21 protein-coding genes are annotated in these 23,472 nt (G+C 72.7%); 13 read left to right on the top strand and 8 right to left on the bottom strand.

Annotation, left to right across the window (positions count from 1 at the left end):
- Window positions 1-284 precede the first annotated feature (284 nt).
- From murA to ACQEVI_RS05675, 3 genes are read left to right on the top strand one after another with little or no spacing between them, the layout of a single operon-like run.
- Window positions 285-1,601, top strand: a complete 1,317-nt coding sequence (gene murA, locus ACQEVI_RS05685; protein ID WP_432895573.1) for a UDP-N-acetylglucosamine 1-carboxyvinyltransferase — start codon at window positions 285-287, stop codon at window positions 1,599-1,601.
- Window positions 1,602-1,641: 40 nt separating this feature from the next.
- The gene (locus tag ACQEVI_RS05680) at window positions 1,642-2,397 is read left to right on the top strand and encodes a lysophospholipid acyltransferase family protein (RefSeq protein WP_432895571.1); all 756 of its coding nucleotides are present in this window, start codon (window positions 1,642-1,644) and stop codon (window positions 2,395-2,397) included.
- Window positions 2,394-3,428, top strand: coding sequence for an NAD(P)H-dependent glycerol-3-phosphate dehydrogenase (locus ACQEVI_RS05675; protein ID WP_432895569.1), 1,035 nt, complete (start codon window positions 2,394-2,396; stop codon window positions 3,426-3,428). Before ACQEVI_RS05680 ends, ACQEVI_RS05675 begins: the two co-directional genes overlap by 4 nt.
- 76 nt (window positions 3,429-3,504) lie before the next feature.
- Here ACQEVI_RS05675 and ACQEVI_RS05670 read toward each other — a convergent pair whose 3' ends face one another.
- Window positions 3,505-4,197 (bottom strand): AMIN-like domain-containing (lipo)protein, encoded by a 693-nt coding sequence (locus ACQEVI_RS05670; RefSeq protein WP_432895567.1) that lies wholly within the window; start codon window positions 4,195-4,197, stop codon window positions 3,505-3,507.
- A gap of 75 nt (window positions 4,198-4,272) precedes the next feature.
- A complete protein-coding gene (locus ACQEVI_RS05665) occupies window positions 4,273-5,247 on the bottom strand; it encodes a GlxA family transcriptional regulator (RefSeq protein WP_432895565.1) in 975 nt (324 codons plus the stop codon).
- 110 nt (window positions 5,248-5,357) lie between these two features.
- On the opposite strand from ACQEVI_RS05665, the gene ACQEVI_RS05660 reads away from it, so the two are divergent.
- Together ACQEVI_RS05660 and ACQEVI_RS05655 are read left to right on the top strand one after the other, a co-directional pair.
- The gene (locus ACQEVI_RS05660) at window positions 5,358-6,662 is read left to right on the top strand and encodes an MFS transporter (protein ID WP_432905801.1); all 1,305 of its coding nucleotides are present in this window, start codon (window positions 5,358-5,360) and stop codon (window positions 6,660-6,662) included.
- On the top strand, window positions 6,659-7,840 hold the full coding sequence (locus ACQEVI_RS05655) for a trans-sulfuration enzyme family protein (RefSeq protein WP_432895563.1): 1,182 nt from the start codon (window positions 6,659-6,661) through the stop codon (window positions 7,838-7,840). The genes ACQEVI_RS05660 and ACQEVI_RS05655 overlap by 4 nt, the downstream gene beginning before the upstream one ends.
- Before the next feature lie 59 nt (window positions 7,841-7,899).
- On the opposite strand, the gene ACQEVI_RS05650 is transcribed toward ACQEVI_RS05655, so the two are convergent.
- Both ACQEVI_RS05650 and ACQEVI_RS05645 read right to left on the bottom strand, forming a co-directional pair.
- Window positions 7,900-9,066: an acyl-CoA dehydrogenase family protein gene (locus ACQEVI_RS05650; protein WP_432895561.1), complete on the bottom strand. Its 1,167-nt coding sequence runs from the start codon at window positions 9,064-9,066 to the stop codon at window positions 7,900-7,902.
- Between the two features lie 102 nt (window positions 9,067-9,168).
- A complete protein-coding gene (locus tag ACQEVI_RS05645) occupies window positions 9,169-10,338 on the bottom strand; it encodes a PucR family transcriptional regulator (protein ID WP_432895559.1) in 1,170 nt (389 codons plus the stop codon).
- A 187-nt stretch (window positions 10,339-10,525) separates the two neighbouring features.
- Between ACQEVI_RS05645 and ACQEVI_RS05640 the strand changes: the two genes are divergently transcribed.
- The 5 genes from ACQEVI_RS05640 (at window position 10,526) to ACQEVI_RS05620 (ending at window position 15,680) form a co-directional block, all read left to right on the top strand.
- Window positions 10,526-12,229 carry an aldehyde dehydrogenase family protein gene (locus tag ACQEVI_RS05640; RefSeq protein ID WP_432895557.1) on the top strand — a complete coding sequence of 568 codons (1,704 nt, stop codon included), beginning with the start codon at window positions 10,526-10,528 and terminating at the stop codon, window positions 12,227-12,229.
- Window positions 12,230-12,302: 73 nt separating this feature from the next.
- Entirely contained in the window at window positions 12,303-13,898 is a 1,596-nt protein-coding gene (locus ACQEVI_RS05635) for an AMP-binding protein (protein WP_432895555.1), read from the top strand.
- A gap of 99 nt (window positions 13,899-13,997) precedes the next feature.
- Window positions 13,998-14,528 (top strand): hypothetical protein, encoded by a 531-nt coding sequence (locus ACQEVI_RS05630; protein WP_432895553.1) that lies wholly within the window; start codon window positions 13,998-14,000, stop codon window positions 14,526-14,528.
- Between the two features lie 49 nt (window positions 14,529-14,577).
- Window positions 14,578-14,955, top strand: a complete 378-nt coding sequence (locus tag ACQEVI_RS05625) for an ArsR/SmtB family transcription factor (protein WP_432895551.1) — start codon at window positions 14,578-14,580, stop codon at window positions 14,953-14,955.
- The gene (locus tag ACQEVI_RS05620) at window positions 14,952-15,680 is read left to right on the top strand and encodes a hypothetical protein (RefSeq protein WP_432895549.1); all 729 of its coding nucleotides are present in this window, start codon (window positions 14,952-14,954) and stop codon (window positions 15,678-15,680) included. The genes ACQEVI_RS05625 and ACQEVI_RS05620 overlap by 4 nt, the downstream gene beginning before the upstream one ends.
- 27 nt (window positions 15,681-15,707) lie before the next feature.
- Here the strand turns inward: ACQEVI_RS05620 and ACQEVI_RS05615 are convergent, their stop codons facing one another.
- On the bottom strand, window positions 15,708-16,451 hold the full coding sequence (locus tag ACQEVI_RS05615) for a TetR/AcrR family transcriptional regulator (protein ID WP_432895547.1): 744 nt from the start codon (window positions 16,449-16,451) through the stop codon (window positions 15,708-15,710).
- Between the two features lie 14 nt (window positions 16,452-16,465).
- Window positions 16,466-16,942, bottom strand: coding sequence for a DUF3515 family protein (locus ACQEVI_RS05610; protein WP_432895545.1), 477 nt, complete (start codon window positions 16,940-16,942; stop codon window positions 16,466-16,468).
- Between the two features lie 119 nt (window positions 16,943-17,061).
- On the opposite strand from ACQEVI_RS05610, the gene ACQEVI_RS05605 reads away from it, so the two are divergent.
- Entirely contained in the window at window positions 17,062-18,168 is a 1,107-nt protein-coding gene (locus ACQEVI_RS05605; RefSeq protein ID WP_432895543.1) for a thiamine-phosphate kinase, read from the top strand.
- 23 nt (window positions 18,169-18,191) lie between these two features.
- Here ACQEVI_RS05605 and ACQEVI_RS05600 read toward each other — a convergent pair whose 3' ends face one another.
- Both ACQEVI_RS05600 and rpmB read right to left on the bottom strand, forming a co-directional pair.
- The gene (locus ACQEVI_RS05600; RefSeq protein ID WP_432895541.1) at window positions 18,192-18,704 is read right to left on the bottom strand and encodes an N-acetyltransferase family protein; all 513 of its coding nucleotides are present in this window, start codon (window positions 18,702-18,704) and stop codon (window positions 18,192-18,194) included.
- Window positions 18,705-18,873: 169 nt separating this feature from the next.
- Entirely contained in the window at window positions 18,874-19,071 is a 198-nt protein-coding gene (gene rpmB / locus ACQEVI_RS05595; protein WP_357448457.1) for a 50S ribosomal protein L28, read from the bottom strand.
- A 340-nt stretch (window positions 19,072-19,411) separates the two neighbouring features.
- Between rpmB and ACQEVI_RS05590 the strand changes: the two genes are divergently transcribed.
- Complete coding sequence (locus ACQEVI_RS05590) at window positions 19,412-21,121, top strand: DAK2 domain-containing protein (protein ID WP_432895539.1); 1,710 nt, start codon at window positions 19,412-19,414, stop codon at window positions 21,119-21,121.
- Window positions 21,118-23,379, top strand: a complete 2,262-nt coding sequence (locus ACQEVI_RS05585; RefSeq protein ID WP_432895537.1) for an ATP-dependent DNA helicase RecG — start codon at window positions 21,118-21,120, stop codon at window positions 23,377-23,379. The genes ACQEVI_RS05590 and ACQEVI_RS05585 overlap by 4 nt, the downstream gene beginning before the upstream one ends.
- The last annotated feature ends 93 nt before the right edge of the window (window positions 23,380-23,472 follow it).

Here is a 23,472-nt window from a genome sequence, read left to right as displayed (position 1 = left end):
GAGGAGGTCCGCGATCCGGAAAGGCCGTCTCATTTTGTGGATGGCCCCTTGACGTAGGCTGCCGAGCGCGACCTCACGCGTGCGAGCACCTGGCGTGTCGTGATGCGGCAGCGTGCGTCGCGAGTGAAGGTGTAGTGAACGGTGAATACTCCCGCCCGTGCCCGTGTTGGCACGACCGGCGGTGGGGGGCAAGGATCAGGACCGACCCGGGCACCCTCAGCCACTGAGAGTCCGACCCCACAGCCGGAAATCCATCATCGGTACAACGAGATGACGACGAGGATATGAACGATCTGCTGTATGTGAACGGCGGCAACCCGTTGAACGGGACCATCACCGTTCGAGGCGCAAAGAACTTCGTGTCGAAGTCCATGGTGGCTTCCCTGCTGGGGGAGACCCCCAGCGTGCTGCGGAACGTACCGCAGATCCGCGACGTCAAGGTCGTCTCGGGGCTCCTGGACCTGCACGGTGTGAACGTCAAGTACGACACCGACGCGGGCATCCTCGACCTCGACCCGTCCAACGTGGAGTCGGCGCACGTGGCCGACATCGACGCCCACGCGGGTTCCAGCCGTATCCCGATCCTGTTCTGCGGGCCGCTGCTGCACCGGCTCGGCGAGGCCTTCATCCCGGACCTGGGCGGCTGCCGCATCGGCGACCGGCCGATCGACTACCACCTCGACATCCTGCGCCAGTTCGGCGCCGTCGTCGACAAGCGACCCAACGGCATCCACCTGCGGGCGCCGCGGCGCCTCCAGGGCGCCAAGATCTCCCTCCCGTACCCGTCGGTCGGCGCCACCGAGCAGACGCTGCTCACGGCCGTCCGCGCGGACGGCATCACCGAGCTCTCGGGCGCGGCGATCGAGCCGGAGATCATGGATCTCATCGCGGTGCTGCAGAAGATGGGCGCCATCATCTCGGTCGACACCGACCGCGTGATCCGCATCGAGGGCGTCGACCGTCTCGAGGGCTACAGCCACACGGCCCTGAACGACCGGATCGAGACCGCGTCCTGGGCCGCGGCGGCCCTCGCCACGGGCGGCGACATCACCGTCAAGGGCGCCACCCAGCCCGAGATGATGACGTTCCTCAACACGTTCCGGAAGGTCGGTGGCCGGTTCGAGGTGCAGGACGACGGCATCCGCTTCTGGCACGCCGGCGGCGACCTGAAGTCCATCGTGCTCGAGACCGACGTGCACCCCGGCTTCATGACCGACTGGCAGCAGCCGCTCGTCGTCGCGCTCACGCAGGCCAAGGGCCTGTCGATCGTGCACGAGACCGTCTACGAGAACCGCTTCGGCTTCACGGACGCGCTGCGCAAGATGGGCGCGACCATCCAGGTCTACAAGGAGTGCCTGGGCGGGCGCGACTGCCGGTTCGGCCAGCGCAACTTCCACCACTCCGCGGTCATCTCCGGCCCGACGGCGCTCTCCGCGGCCGACATCGAGGTGCCGGACCTGCGCGGCGGGTTCAGCCACCTCATCGCGGCCCTGGCCGCCAAGGGACAGTCCACGGTGCGCGGCATCGGCCTGATCGACCGCGGCTACGAGAACTTCCAGGAGAAGCTGCTCGCCCTGGGCGCAGACGTAACCCGCGGCTGACGGGTTGGGATGGGCACGGGGCCGAGTATCCTTTCGGACCGTGTCCATCCCACGCCCTGAGTCACGCATGTACCGCTTCATCGCGTTCATCGTGCGGAACCTCATGTTCTCGTTGTGCAAGTACGAGTGGAAGGGTGGGGAGAACTTCCCGGCCAAGGGCGGGTTCATCGCCGCGGCCAACCACGTCACCGAGCTCGACGCGCTGACGCTGGCGCACTACCTCTTCGACATGGGCCGCGAGCCGCGCATCCTGGCCAAGCGCGGCCTGTTCGACTCGCCACTGACGGGCTGGGCCCTGCGGGGCACCAACATGATCCCGGTGGACCGTGAGTCGGCCAAGGCCACCGAGTCCCTCAAGGACGCGGCGAACCAGCTCGGCGACGGCGCCTGCGTGGCGATCCTGCCCGAGGGGACGCTGACGCGGGACCCCGAGTACTGGCCCATGGAGGGCAAGACCGGCGTGGCCCGGATCGCCCTGACGACCCGCCTGCCGGTGCTCCCGGTGGCGCAGTGGGGCGTCACGCAGATCATGCCGCGGTACGGCATGCTGCGCTGGCCGTGGCCGCGCAAGAAGGTGACCATCCAGACCGGTCCGCCCGTCGACCTGAGCGACCTGTACGACCGTCCGCAGGACACCGCTACGCTGCGCGAGGCCACCAGCCGCATCATGGACGGCATCACCGCCGAGCTGGAGCAGATCCGCGGCGAGGTGGCGCCCAAGCCGAGGTTCGACCTGCGCAAGCACCCCGACTACGAGGCCAAGATGACTACCTACCCCCCGGTGGAGCGCCCGTGAGCGCCACCCCGCCCGTCAGCCTGCCCGAACCGACCAAGGTCGCCGTGCTCGGCGCCGGCTCGATGGGCACCACGTTCGCCATGGTCCTGGCCGACGCCGGGTGCGACGTCACCCTGTGGGGTCGCGACGCCGTGGTGCTCGACGCCGTGGACCAGGCGCACCGCAACGAGAAGTACCTGCCGGGCGTGCAGCTGCCCGCGATGCACGGCACGACCGACCCGGCGGTCGCCCTCAAGGGCGCGTCGATAGTGGTGGTCTCGGTGCCGTCCCAGGTCGCCCGCGCCACCCTGTCGTCGATGAAGGACCTGGTCGAGCCGGACGCCGTCGTCGTCTCCCTGATGAAGGGCGTCGAGCTCGGCACGGACAAGCGCATGAGCCAGGTCATGGCCGAGGTGCTGGACCTGCCCGACGAGCGGGTCGCCGTCGTCTCCGGGCCCAACCTGGCGCCCGAGATCGCCGAGCGGCAGCCGACGGCGACCGTGGTCGCCTCGCGCAGCGAGGCCACCGCCCAGCTCGTGGCGGACGCCTGCTCGACCGGGTACTTCCGCCCCTACACGAACACCGACGTGGTCGGCGTGGAGCTGTGCGGCGCGGTCAAGAACATCATCGCCCTGGCGGCCGGCATGGCGCAGGGCCAGGGCCTCGGCTGGAACACGCTGGCGACGCTCATCACGCGCGGCCTCGTGGAGATCACGCGCCTCGGCCTCGCGCTCGGGGCCGAGCCCGCCACGTTCTCCGGGCTGGCCGGCATGGGCGACCTGACCGCGACTTGCGCTTCACCGCTGTCGCGTAACCACCGGCTCGGCAAGCACATCGGTGAGGGACTCACGCTCGCCGAGGCGATCAAGGTGACCGGCGGCACGGCCGAGGGTGTGAAGTCGTCGGAGTCGGTGCTGGAGCTGGCCCGGGCGCACGACGTCGAGATGCCGATCACCACAGGCGTGGTCGAGGTGCTGGCCGGCAAGCTGCCGCTGGCCGACCTGGCGGCCACGCTGCTGGCGCGGCCCAAGAAGTCGGAGGTCGCCGGCTGACGGCGTCCGGTGTCCGTGTCAGAAGCTCAGGTCACTCCGGTGATCTGAGCTTCTGACACGTCGCAGGGCGAGAGGGTCAGTGCTGGACGTCGACCACCACGCGGGTCGGGTTCTCCAGGAGGAACGTCCGGAACGGCCGCTTGCCCTCGTCGATCCCGAGGAACGCCGTCGTGTACCCCTCGAACCAGTAGCGGTACACGATCTCGTTCACCGACTCCGTGTCGTCGGGCTCGATGCGGTCGCCCGGGAACTCCTCGACGCCGCTGTCCATCGGGTTCGCCGTGCCCGACAGCGATACCCGCAGGATCGCGTCGCCGTCGACCTGGACGGCGTGCCCGGAGCCGTCGTCGGTCGCCTGGTTCACGTACTCGACGCGCCAGCCCGGCTTGCCGCTGCCCGTGCCGTCGAGGTCGAACACCACGCGGTCGTAGCGGTCGTGCTCGGCGACGCGGACGTTCGTGACGGACAGGAACGTCTCGCCCTCGCCCGTCGGCTCGGCGGTGTCCGGTGCGGTGTCGGCGGCGAAGGGCGGGCCCGCGGCCGTCTCGGTTGCGGTGACGCCCGGCTCGGGTGTGCCGTCGCCCGTTCCCGGGTCCTCGGTGGCCTTGGTGTCCGACGGCGTCGGCTCGGCCGGCTCCGAGACGATCGGCGCGGGGCTCTCGAGGGGCCCGAGGTCTTCGTCTGTGCGACCCTCGCAGCCGGCCAGGAGCAGCGCGGCGAGCAGTGCCCCGGCCTGCATGAACGTGGTGGCTCTCCGTCGTGTCGCCATGGATCGAGGTTAAGCCGATCCGGGGCTCCACGGACAGGAAACGCCACGGACGGCGCCGAACCGCAACCTGTGCGGTCAGGCCGCCGCGCGGAACGTCCTGCGGTACGCGGTGGGGGTCACGCCGAGGGTCGCCAGCACGTGTGCGCGCAAGGACTGCGCCGTGCCGAAGCCGCACCGTCGTGCCACCTGCTCGACCGGTAGGTCGGAGGACTCCAGGAGGGTCCGCGCGTGCTCGACCCGCTGCCGGAGCAGCCACTGGCCGGGGCTCTCGCCGGTCTCCTCGCGGAACCGGCGGGTGAACGTCCGCACCGACATCGCGGCGTGCCGGGCCATGGCGGCCAGCGTCACGGGCTCGGCCAGCCGGTCGGCCACCCAGGCGCGGGTCGCGGCGGTGCCGGGTCCGTCGGCGTCGGGCACGGGCCGGGCGATGTACTGCGCCTGGCCGCCGTCCCGGTGGGGCGGCACCACGGTGCGCCGGGCGACGTCCAGCGCGACGGCGGCGCCGTGGTCGCGGCGCACGACGTGCAGGCACAGGTCGATCCCGGAGGCGACCCCCGCCGCGGTGAGCACGTCGCCGTCGTCCGTGTACAGCACGCCGGGGTCCAGCTCGACCTGGGGAAACAGGGTCTGGAAGTGGTCGGCGGAGCTCCAGTGCGTGGTGGCGGGGCGGCCGTCGAGGAGCCCGGCGGCGGCGAGCGCGAACGCGCCGATGCAGATCGACAGGAGCCGGGTGCCCGGCCGGATGCGCCGGAAGGCGTCCTCGAGCTCGGGCGTGAGGCGGCCCTCGTCGTACACCGGCCCGAACTCGTGCGACGCGGGGACGACCACCGTGTCCGCCGTCTCCAGCGCCTCGGGGCCGTGCGCCACCTGCACCACCACGTCCGAGTCGGACTGCACCGGGCCGGGCGCGCCGACCGTGCAGGTCACCACCTCGTACAGGGGCCTGTGCTCGGCGTCGCGTGCGATGCCGAAGATCCGGTGCGCGATCCCGAGCTCGAACGGGATGAACCCGTCGACGATCAGCACGGCGACACGGTGCGGTGCGGTCATGGCCCGATCCTATTGGACAGTGACCTTTCGGTCACTGTTGACCGTCGCCTCGGCCCAGCAGACTGGGGCGCGTGACCCAGACCAGCACGCCCGTGCCCGACGCCGGTGGCATGGCCCCGCCGTCGGCCCCTCGCCCGCGGACGCCCCGGATCCACCCCGCCTGGTGGGTCGCCGCGGTCAGCTTCGTGACCGTCATGAGCGCCGCCGCGTTCACTGCCGCACCCGGCCTGTTCGTGGAGCCGCTGAACGCGGAGCTCGGCTGGTCGCGCGCGACCATCGGCTTCGGCGTCGGCCTGCAGGTCATCCTGTACGGGCTGACGGCGCCGTTCGCCGCGGCCCTCATGGACCGGTTCGGCATGCGCCCGGTGGTCACGGCCGCGCTGGTCGTCATCACCGTGGGCGCGCTGTCGACCGTGTGGATGTCCCAGCCGTGGCAGTTCGTCCTCGGCTGGGGGCTCCTGGTCGGGGTGGGCAGCGGCAGCATGGCGCTGGCCTTCACCGCGACGGTGACCGGGCGCTGGTTCGTCGCCCGGCGCGGCCTGGTCAGCGGCGTGCTGACGGCGGCGACGGCGTCGGGCCAGCTGGTGTTCCTGCCGCTGCTCGCGTGGATCGTCGAGAACCAGGGCTGGCGCCCGGCGTCGGTCACGGTGGCCATCGCCGCGCTCGTGGCGATCCCGCTCGTGCTGTTCCTGCTGCGCGACCACCCGGCGGACCTGGGCCTCGCGCCCTACGGCGGCGAGTACGTGCCCAAGCCCGCGCCCGCCCGCGGCGCCGCCAAGCGCGCGGTCACGGCTCTGTTCGACGCCGCCCGCACGGGCCCGTTCTGGCTGCTCGCCGGTGCGTTCGCGATCTGCGGCGCGACGACGAACGGGCTGGTCCGCACCCACTTCGTGCCCGGCGCGCACGACCACGGCATGCCGATCACGGTCGCCGCGAGCCTGCTCGCGGTCATCGGGGTCGTGGACGTGATCGGCACCATCGGGTCGGGCTGGCTGACCGACCGGTACTCGCCGCGCGTCCTGCTGGGCGTCTACTACACGCTGCGCGGCGTCGCGCTGCTCTTCCTGCCGTCCCTCATGGCGCCCTCCGTGGAGCTGCCGATGGTGTTCTTCATCGTGTTCTACGGGCTGGACTGGGTGGCGACCGTGCCGCCCACCCTCGCCCTGTGCCGCGAGTTCTACGGCGAGGACGCGCCGATCGTGTTCGGCTGGGTGCTCGCGTCGCACCAGGTCGGGGCCGGCGTGGTGGCGTTCGCGGGTGGCCTGGTGCGTGACCTGACCGGCACCTACGACGCCGTCTGGTACGGCGCGGGCGTCCTGTGCGCGGGCGCCGCGCTCATGTCCCTGGTGATCCGGAAGCGGCGAGCGGACGCCTCGGCCGCGGGTGACGGCGCCGCCGTATCCTCGCCGTCATGAGCACCACCCCTGAGCATCCCGAGCCGTCCGCGCTCGCGCCCGCCACGATCGTCGTCTCCGCCGGGCGTCCCGCCCGCGCCCAGGGCGGGCACATCAACCCGTCCGTCCCGATGAACTCCACGTACGTCTCGCGCGGCGTGGTCACGCCCGACGAGCTGTCGTACGCGCGCGGCGACAACGACGCCTGGCACCCGTTCGAGGAGGCGCTGGCCGCCCTCGAGTGCGGCGGGGGAGAGCCGGGCGAGGCGCTCGTGTTCTCGTCCGGGATGGCGGCGATCGCCGCCGCCTTCGCCCTGGTGCCCGACGGCGGCACTCTCGTGCTGCCCCAGCACGCCTACCAGGCCGGCATGGTGCTCGCGCGGCAGATCTCGGAGCGGCACGGCGTGACCCTGCGGTACGTCGACATCGCCGACACCGACGCCGTGGTAGCGGCCCTGGACGGCGCCGACCTGCTGCTCGTCGAGTCGCCCACCAACCCGATGCTGGAGGTCGCGGACCTGCCCGCCGTGCTCGGCGCGGCGCGCGCCGCGGGCGTGCGCTCGGTGGTCGACAACACCTTCGCGACGCCGCTGGGCCAGCGCCCGCTGGAGCACGGCGCCGACGTGGTCCTGCACTCGGTGACGAAGTACCTCGCCGGCCACTCCGACGTCGTGCTGGGCGCGCTCGTCACGCGCGACGCCGGGCTCGCCGCGACCCTGCGGGAGCACCGCACGCTGCACGGCGCGATCGCCGGACCGTTCGAGGTGTGGCTGGCGCTGCGCGGCCTGCGCACGCTGGCGCTGCGTTTCGAGCGCGCGCAGGCGAGCGCGGCCGAGCTGGCCCGGCGTCTCGCGGAGCACCCCGAGGTCGCCGAGGTGCGGCACCCCTCGCTGCCCGGCGATCCGGGGCACGACCGGGCCAAGGCCCAGATGAACGGGTTCGGCGCGATCATCGGCGTCCGGCCGAAGGCACGGGCGGGGGCCGCGGACCCGGTCGGCCGGGCCGACGCCGTCGTCGACGCCGTGCGCCTGTGGCTCCCCGCGACGTCGCTCGGCGGTGTGGAGTCGATGCTGGAGCGCCGCCGCCGCTGGGGCACCGAGGCGGCGACGGTGCCGGAGGACCTGCTGCGCCTGTCGGTAGGCATCGAGGACGTCGAGGACCTCTGGCAAGACCTGGACCAGGCCCTCCGCACCTCCTGACCCGCCCGCCCCGCGAAGTAGAGCGTGTGTCCGGACACACGCTCTACCTCGCGGAGTCGTCAGTCCAGGGGGCCCAGGAGGGACTGGGCCACCGTCGCGTGGGCCGCGTCGTCGCTGGACGGGTGGAAGATCCCCGCGAGCACGTCGCGGTAGAGGCGGCCCAGCTCGGACCCGTTGAAGTAGGTGGAGCCGCCGGACACCCGGACCGCCTGGTCCACGACCTCGCGTGCCGTCTCGGTGACGCGCACCTTCAGCCCGGCGGTCGCCCGGAACCAGCCCGCGCCCCGGTCCAGCGTGCTGTCCGACGCCGAGGCGTCGAGGTCGCGGGTGATCCCGTCGATCTGGAGCCAGACGCTGTCCTGTGCCAGTGCCATGTCGGCGATACGACGGCGGACGTCGGGGTCCTGCGTGTACTTCTTGCCCGTCTTCATCGACGTGCGCCGCCCCGCGGCCTCGACGGCGAGCTCCAGCGCCCGGTCCGCGATCCCCGCGTACACCGAGGAGAGCAGCACCTCGAACGACGTGAAGATGCCCAGGACGTACGGGTCGAGCGACGGCCCGGGCGGCAGCCGCCGCAGCACCCTCTCCGCGGGCGCGTGCGCACCGTCGAGCAGCGTGGACCGCGACTGCGAGGCGCGCATCCCCATCGTGTCCCAGTCGTCGAGGATCTCGAACCCGCCGCCGTCACGCGTGACGAAGGCGTGCACGAGCCGCGGCTCGCCGCGCCTGCCGTTCGGCGACTCGAGCCCGAGGACGCCGAGCCGCGTCCAGGCCGGGGAGTTCGACGTGAAGATCTTGCGGCCGTGGAACGAGTAGCCCCCCGCGCCGTCGGGCCGCGCCTCCGTGCGTGAGCCGAGCAGCACCAGGTCGTTGCCGGGCTCGGAGTAGCCGAAGCCGAAGACCTCACCCTCCGCGGCCTCCGCCAGCAGCCAGTCCAGCGACGAGTCGCCGCGTTCGTGCAGGTAGCGGCCGACGCCCACCCACACGTGATGCATGTTCACGGCCAGCGCCGTCGCGGGCGCGTGGGCGGACAGCCTGGCCTGTTCGCGAGCCATCTCGCGGAGCGTGCGGCCGGCGCCGCCGAGCGTGGTGGGGACCATCGCGCCGAGGTAGCCGGCGGCCTGCAGGTCGGCCAGGTCCTCGGCGAAGTAGGCGTTGTCTCGGTCGTAGTCGGCGGCGCGCTCGCGCAGGGTGGCGAGCAGGTCGTCGGACAGGAGAGGGGTCACGTCCCGAGGTTAATGCCGCAGGGCCAGGTCATGGGGCTGTAGCAGTGATCGAATATCACCCGCTCGACGCTGCCCAGAATCTGGTGCGTGCCGTCGGCGTGGCTAGGGCGGATCGCCCTGGAGGCGGAGGGCGCGCATCGCCGCGTACAGCTCGGCGGCACCCCGGGGGTCGTTGATGTCGCGGCCTGTCAGGTCGGCGACCCGCGCGAGCCGGTTCAGCACCGTGTTCCGATGGCAGTGCAGCGCCGCGGCGGCCCTGGTGCCGGACCCGCCGTGCTCGAACCAGGCCTCCACGGTCGCGAGCAGCTGCTCCTCGTCCCGCGGGTCACGGCCCCTGAGCCCGCTCAGCACCGCGGACGCGAGCTCGGCGGCGCGTTCGCCGTCGGCCACGAGCAGGGCGTCCAGCGGACGGTCGCCGTAGCGGGCGAGTCCCACCCGGCCCAGGGGCACGGACCGCACTGCCGTGCGAGCCTCGACGAGCGCGGCGGGCGCGTCGGCCAGGCGGGTGAACGGCCGGCTCGCGCCGGTCCGGGTGTGTGCGGCGAGGCCGGTCAGGGCGTTGTACGTGTCCTCGGAGGTGGGCGCGGCCACGAGCGTCAGCCGGGCACCCTCGTGGGTGAGCCAGCGGACGGTCGGCCGAGCCGCCTCCGCGGCGCGGTTCGCCGTGGGGGCCTGGCCGACCGCGGGGACCGCGGGCACGCCGGGTGCCGTGACGGCGACCACGAGCATCACGTCGGCGGGCAGGCCGAGCGCGCGCCGGGCGGTCTCCAGGTCGTGCACCGCGCCGGTGAGGACGCCGCGCAGGAGCTCGGTGCGGGCCATGTTGTCGCTCAGGCCGGCGCTGGACTCGAGGTGGGTCCGCACCGCCACGTTGGACGAGCGGTCGATGGCGAACCAGACGCGCGACGAGGCACGGAGCAGCGCGGTGGTGTCGGTCCGGGAGCGCAGCCGACGGGCGAGCTCCTCCCAGATGCGCAGGCCGGCCAGCCGGTACGCGTGCTGCAGCAGGTCCAGCGGCATGCCCTCGGCGGCGGTGACGCGGCCGGTCTCCCGCGCCGGCTCGAGCGACGACGGCTCGCCGGCGAGCGCGGCGAGGATCTCCGCCAGGTTGGCCCGGACCAGGGGCTGGACGACGGCGGCCGGGAGGCGGGTATCGGGGTAGACGGGCTCGGCGTGCAGGATCTCGTCGGCGACCTGCTCGCTCAGCAGGTCCAGCGCGTCACGCAGGTCGTGACGCCCACTGACGGCCCCACCGACGGCGATGTCCGACATACCAGGCAGCCTAGCCGCGGCGCCCGCACTGTGCACTGAAGGTCGAGATGTAAAGGTCGGAGGGTCTCGCCCAGGGTTGCCGGCACCCCTACGCTATTGCAGGGCGGGTCAGTGAGTGCGGGCCCCACAGGGTCGGATCTACGGTCGGATCTACGGTCGGATGCAGTGCGGTCGAAGGAGACAGCGGATGAGCGTGACGGACACGCGAGCCACCACGGAGCGCGAGCTCGACAAGGCGGTCGAGGAGCTCAAGGCCGGTGCCGAACGGTGGGCGCGGCTACCCGTCGCGGACCGGGGCGCACTGTTCCGGAGGGTGCACGCGTCGATCGCGGCCGTCGCCGAGGAGTGGGTGACGGCCGCCGCCGAGGCCAAGCACATCCCGCCGTCCGCCCCGTACACGGGCGAGGAATGGATGACCGGCCCGTACGGCGCGCTGGAGAGCGCCGCCACCTACGCGCAGGCCTACGAGGCGCTCGCGGCAGGCGGGTCGCCGCTCGACGGGCTCCGTGTCGGGGCCGCGCCGGGTGGCCGCGTGGCGGTGCGGGTGCTGCCGCGCACCGCCAAGGAGTGGGTGCTGTTCAACGGCTTCCAGGCAGAGGTGTGGATGCCGCCGGGCGTGCCGGAGAGGCAGGTGCGCGCCGAGGCGGGCCTGCGGGCCGGCGTGGTGGGCGAGTACGGCGGCGTCGGGCTGGTGCTCGGCGCCGGCAACGTCTCGTCGATCGCGCCGCTCGACGCGTTCTACGAGCTCGTCGCACACGGCCGCGCGTCGCTCGTGAAGCTCAACCCGACGTTCGCGGGCCTGCTCGACGTGTACCGCACGGCCCTCGCACCCCTGATCGAGGCGGACGTGGTCCGGATCGTCAACGGCGACGCCGCCGTGGGCGCGTACCTCACGCGGCACAGCGGTATCGACAAGGTGCACATCACCGGCTCCGCCGTCACGCACGACGCGATCGTGTGGGGCACCGGCGAGGAGGCCGAGCGGCGTCGGGCGGCGGACGACCCGAGGCTCACGGTGCCGATCACGAGCGAGCTGGGCGGCGTCGCCCCCGTCATCGTGGTCCCCGGCCGGTGGAGCGCCGCCGACCTGCGGTTCCAGGCCGAGCACGTGGCGACCATGCGCCTGCACAACGCCGGCCACAACTGCGTGGCGGGCCAGGTGGTCGTGCTGTCGGCGGACTGGGCGCAGAAGGACGCGTTCCTCGCCGAGCTGCGGCGCGCCCTGGCGACGACGCCGGCGCGCGGCACCTGGTACCCCGGCTCGGACGCCAAGGTCGCGCGGGCCGCCGAGGCGCACCCCGACGCCGAGCACGTCGACGGCAGCCTCCTGATGGAGATCGCCGCGGACGACCCGGCGTGCGCCGACGAGTACTTCGCTCCGGTGCTCGCGTGGACGCAGCTTCCCGGGCAGGGCACGGCGTTCCTGCGGGCCGCCGTCGGCTTCGCCAACGACTCCCTGTACGGGACGCTGGGCGCCAACGTGCTGGTGCGGCCCCAGGACCGCAGGGCGGCAGGCGCCGTGTTCGACGACGCGATCGCCGACCTGCGCTACGGCACCATCGCGATCAACGCGTGGACCGGCATGGGCTTCCTCCTGTCCGGCGGCACGTGGGGCGCGTTCCCCGGGCACACGGTGGCCGACGTCGGCTCCGGGATCGACGTCGTGCACAACGGGCACCTGCTCGCCGGGCCCGAGCGCACCGTCGTGACGGGGCCGTTCCGCGCGTTCCCGCGCAGCGTGCTGCACGGCGAGCTCTCGCTCTTCCCGAAGCCGCCGTGGTTCGGCAGCTCCCGGAGCGTGACGGACACGGGCCGGGCGCTCACCCGCTATGCGGCGGCGCCGTCGTGGAGGCGGCTGGTGCCGGTGCTGCTCGCGGCCTTCCGTTCCTGACGGCAGAATGCACATGCACCGGGCCAACGGCGGTCCGGTGCCAGAGAAGTGCCAGAGACGAAGGAGACCGACGATGGTTGTCCGGAGCATGCTGCCCGACGTGGTGATCCCGCCCGTCAGCGTCCACGAGTACCTGTTCGGTGACCTCACCGGGGACGAGCTGGACCGCGTGGCGGTGGTCGACGGCGTCAGCGGTGCCCGGACGACGTTCCGCTCCCTGCTCGCGCAGATCGACGCCGTGGCGGGGGCCGTCGCGGCACGGGGCTTCGGCGTGGGCGACGTCGTCGCGCTGCACGCGCCGAACGTCCCCGCCTACGTGCCGGTGTTCCACGGTCTGCTGCGGGCCGGCGTGACCGTGACCACCATCAACGCCCTGTCGCCGAGCCCGGACATCACCAAGCAGCTCCTGGACTCGGGCGCCCGGCTCGTGATCACGGTCTCGGCGCTGCTCCTGGCGGCCGAGACGGGCGCGAAGGGCGCGGGCCTCGCGCACGAGCAGCTCGTGGTGCTCGACGGCGACTCCGCCGTGGCTCCCGAGTACGCCTCCCTGGCCGACCTGCTGGCCGATCCGCACCCGGCCCCCGACGTCTCGTTCGACCCGGCGACGCACCTCGCGGTGCTGCCGTACTCGTCGGGCACGACGGGGCACCCCAAGGGCGTCATGCTGACGCACACCAACCTCGTGGCGAACGTGGCGCAGTGCTTCGCGATCGGCGTGGAGCGCGACGACGTCGTGCCGTGCGTCCTGCCGTTCTTCCACATCTACGGCATGACCGTGCTGCTCAACGTCGCGCTGCGCACCCGCGCGCGGCTCGTCACGCTGCCCCGGTTCGACCTCGCGCAGTACCTCGGGGTGATCCAGGACCACCGGGCGAGCTTCCTGTTCGTGGCGCCGCCGATCGCGCTCGCCCTGGCCAAGCACCCGCTCGTGGACTCGTACGACGTCTCCAGCGTGCGGGCGGTGCTGTCCGGCGCCGCTCCGTTCGACGAGAAGCTCGCGGCGGCGGTGGTGGCCCGGCTCGGTGACGACGTGCGGGTGCTCCAGGGCTACGGCATGACGGAGATGTCGCCGGTCTCGCACGTCATCCCGTTCGGCCGCCGCGACATCTCGGCCGGGTCGGTGGGGCTGCTGGTGGCCAACATGGAGACGAAGATCGTCGACCCGGCGACGGGCGCCGAGATCGAGCAGCCGACCGAGGGCGTCTCGGCCCCGGGCGAGCTGCTGTGCCGCGGGCCGAACGTCATGGTCGGCTACCTCGGCAACCCCGAGGCGACGGCGGACACGCTGGAGCCCGACGGGTTCCTGCACACCGGCGACATCGTCACCGTCGACGCCGACGGCGTGTTCCAGGTGGTCGACCGGCTCAAGGAGCTCATCAAGTACAAGGGCTACCAGGTCCCGCCCGCCGAGCTGGAGGCGCTGCTGCTGTCCCACCCCGGCATCGCCGACGCCGCGGTGATCGGGGTGCCCTCCGATGAAGCGGGCGAGATCCCCAAGGCGTTCGTCGTGACCGCGCCCGGGGCGACCCTGACCGAGGACGAGGTCATCGCGTTCGTCGCCGAGCAGGTCGCCCCGTACAAGAAGGTGCGGGCCGTGGAGTTCATCGAGGCGGTCCCGAAGTCGGCGTCCGGGAAGATCCTCCGCAAGGATCTGCGGGCGACCCCGTAGGCGGCCCACCGGCCTGCGCCGAACGCCTGTACTCTGCCTCTCGCGACTGGTCGTCACCCCCCGGTCGGCAGGGCCGGAAAGGGTGTCTGAGGAGGCAAGATGTGGGGCGAGCCGCGCTACAGGTACGCCGCGCGTGACGTGCGGGTCGCGAACGGGACGCTCACCATCGGGCTCACCACCTTTGCCCTGAGCAACGTCATGCGGGTGGAGGTGGTGGGCGTGGCGAGCCCGAAGCCCATCGGTGCCTGGGCGAACCAGGTGGCCTACCCCTTCTGCATCGTCGCGGTGATCGTCCTGCTGCTCCGCCTGGTGGGAGCCGACGTCCCCTGGGAGGCCGCGCTCGCCATGGCCTGCGCGGGCCTCGCCTGGCCCGTCGCGCGGATGTGGCAGCAGACCAAGTTCTGGAAGCCGCTCTGGAAGTACCCGGTCTTCGCCCTGCAGATAGTCACCGCCACCCAGCACGTGCACCGCGTCTGCGCGCACGACATGCGGCACCTCGTGGCGCTCGCCGAGCTGGTGGGCGCGGCCATGAAGGATCCGACGATCTCCTACCACGGGACCGTCCAGCTGATCTCGAACGCGGACGCGCTGCACACGATGGAGACCGGCCGGGACTCGATGGCGCGCTGAACCGGCGTCCGCCCTTGTGGACTGGGTGTGGCGCGACTACTATTTCGGTATGTCGCGAAATACCGAAGAACCGGGGGACGGGCTCTTCTCCGCCCTCGCCCACGGGGCGCGGCGAGAGATACTGCGCTACCTGCGCGACAAGGACTACGTCCGCGCCGGTGACATCGGCGCCGCGCTGGGCATCGGCCCGTCGACCCTGTCCGGCCACCTCAAGGTCCTGCGGCAGGCAGGCCTGGTCGAGACCAGGCGCCGCGGGACCGAGGTCCAGTACCGGCTCCAGATGAGCCTGCTGGACGAGGCGATCGTCGCGCTGGCGGAGCTGCGTCGGCCCAGGTCTTCGACGGCCGAGGCCGACGTGGCGCCCGAGACGACCGAGAGCGGCACCACCCCAGCACGCAGAACCGTCGACCAGGAGGGCACGCCATGACCGCGACCGGCTCCACCGAACTGTCTCGGGACGAGAGCACGCCTCCGCCCCCGTGGATCATCGTCCCGTGGCCGGGCGCCGTGGTCGCCTCGGCCGCCGTGGCCGTCATGATCGTGACCTCGGTCATCGCGTGGCCCGACATGGCGGCCGAGATCGTCACGCGTGAGGCCGACGGGCGCCACGGGGAGAGCGTGGCGAGCCGTGGGGTCACGGCTGTCGCGATGCCGAGCATCCTGCTCGTGCTCACCGTCCTGTTCTCCGTGATCCTGCGCGCGGATCATGAGCTGCTCAAGCGCACGCCCCTGGGCCTGGACCGTTCTCCCGAACGAGCCCGGCGCGTGCTCAGCTGGACGCTCGTCGGCCTGTCCGTGGTCCTGGTGGTGCTCCACCTGGGCCTGCTCTCCCTGCACACCGGGGCTCGGTACCCGCTGGAGGAGGCCGTCGCGGCCGCGGTGGGGCTCCTCGTCGTCTGCCTGGGCGTGGCCGCCCCACTCCTCGCCCCTGGCGGCAGCTACACCGGCGGACTCGAGCGGTTCAGGGCTGCGCAGGGCCGGCTGTACCGCGGGGCAGGCATCGTCCTGGTCCTTGCCGGGATCACGACGGCCGTCGCGGCGGTTCTCCAGCCGTGGCTCGCGATGGGTATCGCCGTCGTGTCCGTCGGCGCGGTGTTCCTCGTGGTCGGGCTCACCGCGGCGGTCCGGGCAGCTCGGCGACCGTCGGAGTGACGTGGTCGCCGGTGCGGTCCACGAGCCTCAGCGCACGGTCGGGTGCGGCTCCAGGCCCATCCGGACCAGCAGCGAGGAGACGAGGTCCTCGTGGAGCGCCACGTGGTCGCCGAACGCGAACTCCTGGTGGCCGTAGACGGCCATGCACTGCAGCCCGTAGACCTGGCGCCAGCTGGTCACCATGAGGTGGGCGATGCCGAGCGGCAGGTCGTGGCCGCCCACCGCATCGCGGTAGCGGCGCACCTGCTCGGCGAGCTCCGGGTCGAGCTCGTCGTGGGCCGGGCGCGGGATGCCGGCGGCGGCCAGCTCGCGGAAGAGCGGCACGTAGTGGCCGCCGACCATCTCGGCCATGCGGCGCTGGAGGGCGTGGCTGTCGGTGAGCTCCGCGCGGATGCCGGAGCCGATGACGAGGTCGAACTCCGCCGGGTTGCGCACCGCCCAGTCGAGCGATGTCCGGGTCGAGGCGACCAGGGCGGCGCCGATGTCACCGGGCTCCTGCCGGGCCACCGCGACGGCGAGCAGCTCCAGCACCTCCTCGACGATCAGCACGCAGAGCTGCGCGATGACGTCCTGCCGGTTCTCGAAGTGGCGGTACAGCGCCGGCGGCGTGACGCCGACCTCCTTCGCGACGGCGGCCATCGTGAGCTTGCTCAGCCCGTGCTGTCCGGCGAGCTGATGTCGTGCGGCAGCGAGAACCTCGCGCCGCAGCTCGTCGCGCAGGCGCTCACGGCGCGACCGCACCGGCCCGTCGTCCGTCGGTGCTGCTGGCACTGATACAACCGGGCTCACTGACACTCCTTCGTGGCAGGTACCTGCGTCACGGCATCGGCGAGGTCGGAGATGAACGACGTCGAGTGGTTCTCGGTGACCGCGGGCGGCACGATCACCTCGGCCGCGGGCTCCCGGCCGTAGGTGACGAACGACCAGGTGCCGGCGTCGTCGGTGGTGACTATCCAGTCGACGGCGGTCCCGTCGCCCGAGTCGACGTGCTGGCAGTCCGCGGCGGGCCCGACCTGCTCCACGCCGCAGCGCATGGTGACCGCGGCACCCGGTTCGCCCCATGCCGCGGTGGCCTGGGCGTTGGTCTGCAGCTTCGGCAGGTCCGGACCGAGCTCGTCCGGGACGGCGAGCATGACCTCGGCGCACTTCGGGTCGGCGGCGTTCGGCGCGACCTCCACGCCGATCGTCCGAGCACAGCCGCCGAGCGCCACGACGGCGAGAACGGCGGCGGTCGTTGCGAACACGAATCGGGCGGGAAGCACGGAGATACGTTACCCGTACCGGATAGTGCCCGTCCCCGATGCCCGTTTGCTGCCGGTGTGCGGCTCGCGCACCAGCGGGTATGCGGCATCCGGCCCGTGCTGGGCTCTATGGTCTACCGGTGACCCGCGTCCGTGACCTCTCCGAGGAGCAGATCCTCGAACGCATAGTGCCCCTGCTGCCCCGGGGGAGTGCCACGCTGCTCGGCCCCGGTGACGACGCCGCCGTGCTCGCCGCACCCGACGGCCGGTTCGTCGTCTCGACCGACGTGCTGGTCGAGGACCGCCACTTCCGTGCGCGCTGGTCCACCGGATACGACGTCGGACGGCGGGCCGCCGCGCAGAACCTCGCCGACATCGCCGCGATGGGTGCGCGACCCACCGGACTGGTCACGTCCCTCGTCGTGCCGGGGGACACCGAGGTGGACTGGGTGACGGGCTTCGCCAGGGGACTGGCGGACGGCTGCGCGTCGACGGGTGCGGGCGCCGTCGGCGGGGACCTGTCCGGTGGCCCGTGCCTGGTCGTGAGCATCACCGTGCACGGTGACCTGGAGGGCCGTCCGCCGGTGCTGCGGTCGGGCGCCCGGCCGGGCGACGTCGTCGCGCACGCCGGCGTGCGCGGGTGGTCGGCCGCCGGGCTCGCGCTCCTGGAGGCGGGCCTGGTGCGCGTGCCGCTGTCCGCCGCGCCGCTGGAGGTCACCGACGGCGTGCTCCTCGAGGACGAGTGGGAACGGCTCGTCGCCGCGTACCTCCGGCCGGACCCGCCCCTGGCGGCGGGTGTCCTGGCCGGTCAGGCGGGCGCCACGTCGATGCTCGACCTGTCCGACGGCCTGCTGCGTGACGCCGGTCGGGTGGCGCGGGCGAGCGGGGTGCGGATCGACCTCGATGCCGGGGCGTTCGCGAAGGACCGGGAAGCGCTGCGTTCCGCGGCGCGTGCGGTGGCCGCTGCGACGGGTCTCGGCGACCCCGGCTGGGGGCCGGGGAACGCCGACATCGACGGCCTCGTCGGCAGATGGATCTGGGCGGGCGGAGAGGACCACGGGCTGCTCGCCACGTTCCCCGTCGGTACCCGGTTGCCGGCGGGCTGGACCGCCGTCGGCCAGGTGCATGCCGCCGGAGAGGCGCCGGACGGTGGGGAGGCGCAGGACGGTAGCGAGGCCGGGCCGGCCGTCACGATCGGCGGCGAGTCGCTCGACGTCGGTCCGGGCTGGGACCACTTCCGGTCCTGACCCCGACGACTACCCGGGCGCGGTCAGCGCTTGCGGAAGCGGAGCTGCGTGAGCGGCCGGCCGCCGATGTCGTCGATGCGCTCGGTCCCGTCGTGCTGGAACCCGTGCCGCCGGTAGAAGTGCTGCGCGCGCTCGTTGCCCTGGAGGATCCAGAGCGACACGACGGTGCCGGGGGCGAGCCCGTCGAGCACCGTGCGCATCAGGTCACGGGCCACGCCGCTACCCCACGCGCGGGGATGCAGGTAGATGGCGTAGATCTCGAGGTCGCCCGGTTCGGCGTCCTCGTCGCGGGACGGGCCGACGCTCGTGAAACCAACGGTGCCGCTCTCGTCCTCCGCGACGAGCACGGTGATGTCGCGCGCGGCGACTGCCGCGTTCCACCGCCCGGCGCGCTCGCTCACGTCGAGCGAGGACAGGTACGAGTCGGACAGGATCTCTGAGTAAGCACCACGCCAGGAGGCGATGTCGACACGAGCGATGGCTTCGGCGTCGGTCGTCGTTGCTGGGCGGATGGTCACATCTTCCGGTGCCATCATGGCATCACCTTTTCACCCTGTGGGTGCGAGGCGCAACCACTTCTTCGGGTCCGATCGAAGGCTACGGGAACGCCGAAGACGCCCGCCAGGTACAAACCCGACAGGCGTCTTCGTCTAACGTCTTCGTCCAAGCATGACGGGTCGCGTCAGCGACCCGGCTGCGGCAGCGTCAGGCCGAGACCTTGCGCGTGACCTTGCCGGCCTTGAGGCAGGAGGTGCACACGTTGACGCGCTTGGGAGTCCCGCTCACGATCGCGCGGACGCGCTGGATGTTCGGGTTCCAGCGGCGCTTGGTGCGGATGTGAGAGTGCGAAACAGAGTGCCCGAAGCCGGGGCCCTTGCCGCAGACGTCGCAGTTGGCAGCCACGGTGTCTCCTGAATGTCGTGCACGCCTGTGCAGAAACGACAGCACGACGTGATGGATGGTCAAAAAGGGGGAGCCCGGACGCTTCAGAGCGATCAACGCTTCGTAGCGGACCAGGCAACTTTCACAGAGTACCCGATCCCGGGCCGGGCCCTCAAACCGTAACGGCCGCGGGGTGCGTCACACCGTCGGGGCGGGCCCGAGCCGGGATCGGGCCTGTGGACGGCCGGACGCGAGCGGTCCGGCCGCTGGGTACGGTGGGATCCGTCCGGGCGGGCGTCCGGTCTGCTGTTCAGCCACATTGTTCAGCCTTGTGTGTTCACCATGTGCGGGAGGGCAGAGCGTGACCGACGTCGACAGCAGCAGTCGGCCGGCAGATTCTGGTCCGGGGTCGTTCCCGGACGGCGTCCGTCTCGAGGACCCGGGACTGGTGCGTGTCTGGACCCGTGGTGCGACGGCGGCCTTGCGGCGGGAGCGCGCCGCGATCGACCGGGTGAACGTGTTCCCCGTCGCCGACGCCGACACCGGCACCAACCTCTACCTGACCCTCCGCGAGGGGGACCTGGCGGTCGCGGCCGCATCCGCCGGGGCGACCGGTGCGGAGCTGCTGGCGACGCTCGCCAGGGCAGCCCTGCTGGGGGCCCGCGGCAACTCCGGCGTGATCCTCAGCGAGTGGCTGCGGGGCCTGGCGGTCGCGGCGCGGCGCGGCGGTGGCGCGGCGGAGCTGCTCACCCGGGCGGCGACGTCCGCCAGGTCGGCGGTGGCGCAGCCCGCCGAGGGCACGATCCTCACGGCGGCCGACGCCGCTGCGGCTGCCGCGCGCGCCGCCGAGGGCTCGGTCGGGGGCTCTGCAGAGGGGGACACCGGGCCGCTGGCGGTCGTGTCCGCCGCCGCGACCGCCGCGCGCGCCGCTGCTCGCGCCAGCCGGGACGAGCTCCACCACCTCCGGACGGCGGGTGTGCTCGACGCCGGAGCCCTCGGCCTGGTCCTCGTGCTCGACGCGCTGGTCGTCGCCGCTGCCGGGGCCATGAGCGGAGCCTTGAGCGGAGCCGCCGCGGGAGTGTCAGAGGCGGACGGCAGCATGGACTCCGTGAACCTGGACCAGCTGCTCGAACCCGCCTCGTCGTCACCCGTGCGCGGCGTGCCCGCGGTCGGCGGGACGGATGCCGGCGCCCTGCCGCACGGCGCCGAGGCCGGCGCGGGGGCCCTCGAGCTCATGTTCGTGCTCACCGGGCCGGCAGGGGCTACGGCCGACACCGTGGCGGCCGGGCTGCGCACCGCGCTGGGTGAGGTGGGCGACTCTGTGGTCGTGGTCGGGGGTGACGCGGGCACCGGAACCGGCGTCTGGCAGGCGCACGTCCACACCGACCACCTCGACCAGGCGCTCGCCATCGCCGCGGAGGCGTCGCGCACGGGCTCCTTGGCCCAGGTGCACGTGCGGCACCTCGAAGCCGTGGCGCAGCACGAGTGGGGCGTCGTCGCTGCGACGTCGGCCCCGGGGCTCGCCGGGACGCTCGCGCACGCGGGCGCCGTCGTCCTGCTCACGGGCGGTCTCGGCAGCACGATCGAGGCGCTGACGGCCGACGACGTCGGCCGTGTCGCCGCGTCGACCGGAGCCCGGCGCGTGCTGCTCCTCGGGGTGCCGGACGGGCCCGCGGACGTGGCGCGGCATCTCGACGTCGACGAGGTCGTCGCCGTGCCGACACCCACCGACGTGCACGCCGTCGTGGCGCTGGCCGCGCTCGGGACGCTCCTGCCGATAGGCCTGCCGGACGAGCTCGACGCCGACGTGCGCGCGACGGTGGACGAGGCACTCGCGGGGCTGACCGTGACGTCCGTGCGCGGCGACGCCGCCGTCGAGGCCGTGCGCGCCGCGGCGGGACCGGAGACCATCGTGGTGACGGCGCTGCTCTCCGCTGACGTCCCCGACGGCCTGCCGGACCTGCTCGCGGCGGCGCTCACGGAGCGTGCGCCGGAGGCCGAGCTCGTCGTCCTGGCGACGGGCCGTCCGGGCGACGGCGTATGCCTGGGCATGGAGGAGGAGCACGCATGACCGAACGGGCGGACGAGCGCCTGGAACGGGCCTTCGACAAGCGGACGGCGACCGCCCTGGGCAAGCTCGGGCTGCAGACCGTCGGCGACCTGCTGGGCCACTACCCGCGCCGGTACGCCGACCCGGGTGCGCTCTCGGACATCGCGGCGCTCGAGGTGGGCGAGCACGTGACCATCCTGGCCCGCGTCGAGCAGGCGACCGTGCGACCCATGCGCAACCGCACGGGCGCACTCATGGAGGTCGTGGTGACGGACGGGAAGAGCCGGCTGTCGCTCACCTTCTTCGGCAAGCACCGCGGCTCGCTCTTCAACCACGAGAAGCGGCTGGTGCCGGGAGCCAAGGGCCTGTTCACCGGAACCGTCGGCCTGTACAGGGGTTCGCGCCAGCTCAGCCACCCGGACTTCACCCTGATGGGGGAGGAGTCCGACCTCGACAGCGACGAGGCGCTCCTGGAGCACGCGACCAAGCCCATCCCGATCTATCCGGCGGCCGCCGGCATCCCGAGCTGGAAGATCCAGGGCGCCCTGCGCGTCGTGCTCGACACGCTGACCGACGCCGACGTGCCAGACCCGGTGCCCGATGAGGTGCGGGAACGCCAGGGTCTGCCGCCACGCGCAGGTGCGCTGCGCAGCCTGCACCGGCCGGCGACGCTCGAGGAGGCCTACCGCGCCCAGCACCGGATGCGGTTCGAGGAGGCGTTCGTGCTCCAGACAGCGCTCGCGCAGCGCCGGGCACGGACCGCCGCGGAGGACGCCACCGCCCGGCCACCGCTACCCGCGGGGAAGTCCGGTCTCCTCGCTGAGTTCGACGCCTCGCTGCCGTTCGTGCTCACCGACGGCCAGCGCGAGGTGGGCGACGAGATAGCCGGCGAGCTCGCCAGCCCGCGCCCGATGCACCGGCTGCTCCAGGGCGAGGTCGGCAGCGGCAAGACGGTGGTCGCGCTGCGCGCCATGCTGCAGGTGGTCGACGCGGGCGGCCAGGCCGCGCTGCTCGCACCCACGGAGGTGCTCGCGTCGCAGCACGCCAGGACCCTGCGCGCCCTGCTCGGCCCGATGGCCGAGGGCGGCACCCTCTTCGGCGCGGAGCGCACCGGCGCGAGCACCCGGGTGGCGCTGCTCACCGGCTCGCTCGGCGCGAAGGCCCGCAAGGAGGCCCTGCTCCAGGCCGCGAGCGGCGAGGCCGGCATCGTGGTGGGCACGCACGCGCTCCTGTCGGAGCACGTGCAGTTCGCCGACCTCGGGCTCGTCGTCGTGGACGAGCAGCACCGCTTCGGCGTCGAGCAGCGCGACGCGCTGCGCGCCAAGGGGCGGGTGTCCCCGCACCTGCTGGTCATGACAGCCACACCCATCCCGCGCACCGTGGCGATGACGGTCTTCGGCGACCTGGAGACGTCGTCCCTCACCGAGGTGCCCGCCGGACGCGCCGGCATCACCACCGTCGCCGTCCCGGCCGGCAACACCCGCTGGACGGACCGCACCTGGGCCCGTGTCCGCGAGGAGGTCGACGCCGGACGCCGCGCCTATGTCGTCTGCGCGCGGATCCACCCGGACGAGGAGGAGAAAGCATCCGCCAAGGACTTCGACGACGTGCCGGAGTTCCTCGACCCGTCCGGGCCCGGAGCCGGGGGCGGCGCCGACCGGGCGCCGTTGCGCGCCGTGCTCGAGGTCGTCGAGGAGCTGCGCTCGCGGCCCGAGCTGGCCGGCATCGAGGTCGGCACCCTGCACAGGCAGCTGCCGCCCGACGAGAAGGAGGCGACGATGGCCCGGTTCGCCTCCGGTGCGGCTCCCGTCCTGGTCGCGACCACCGTGATCGAGGTGGGTGTCGACGTCCCCGAGGCCACGGCGATGGTGATCTTCGACGCCGACCGCTTCGGCATCTCGCAGCTGCACCAGCTGCGTGGGCGCGTGGGGCGCGGCACCGACCCCGGCCTGTGCCTCCTGGTGTCCGACGCGGAGCCCGGCACGCCCGCCTTCGCCCGCCTGGAGGCGATGACCCGGACCACCGACGGTTTCAAGCTCGCGAACCTCGACCTGGAGCTGCGCAGCGAGGGCGACGTGCTCGGCGCCGCGCAGTCCGGCCGGACCAGCTCCCTGCGCCTGCTGCGCGTGGTCAAGGACGCCGGCATCATCGAGGAGGCGCGCGCTGCCGCCGTCGACGTCGTCCGGGCATCTCCCGATCTGACGGAGTTCCCCGAGCTCGCGAAGGCGATCCGCGCGCAGCTCGACGAGGACCAGGAGGAGTTCCTCGAACGGGCGTGAACGGCCCCAGGTGAGGCCTGGCCAGGTCTCGGCAGGGTGAAACAAGTCGGGTGAAAGGAATGACCTACTCCTTACGCCCGAAACACACAGCCG

Source organism: Promicromonospora sp. CA-289599, assembly GCF_050936155.1.
In the GTDB taxonomy this organism is placed as follows: domain Bacteria; phylum Actinomycetota; class Actinomycetes; order Actinomycetales; family Cellulomonadaceae; genus Promicromonospora.
The sequence above is the reverse complement of the archived record's forward strand: the minus strand, read 5'-3'. Positions and strand labels throughout refer to the sequence as shown.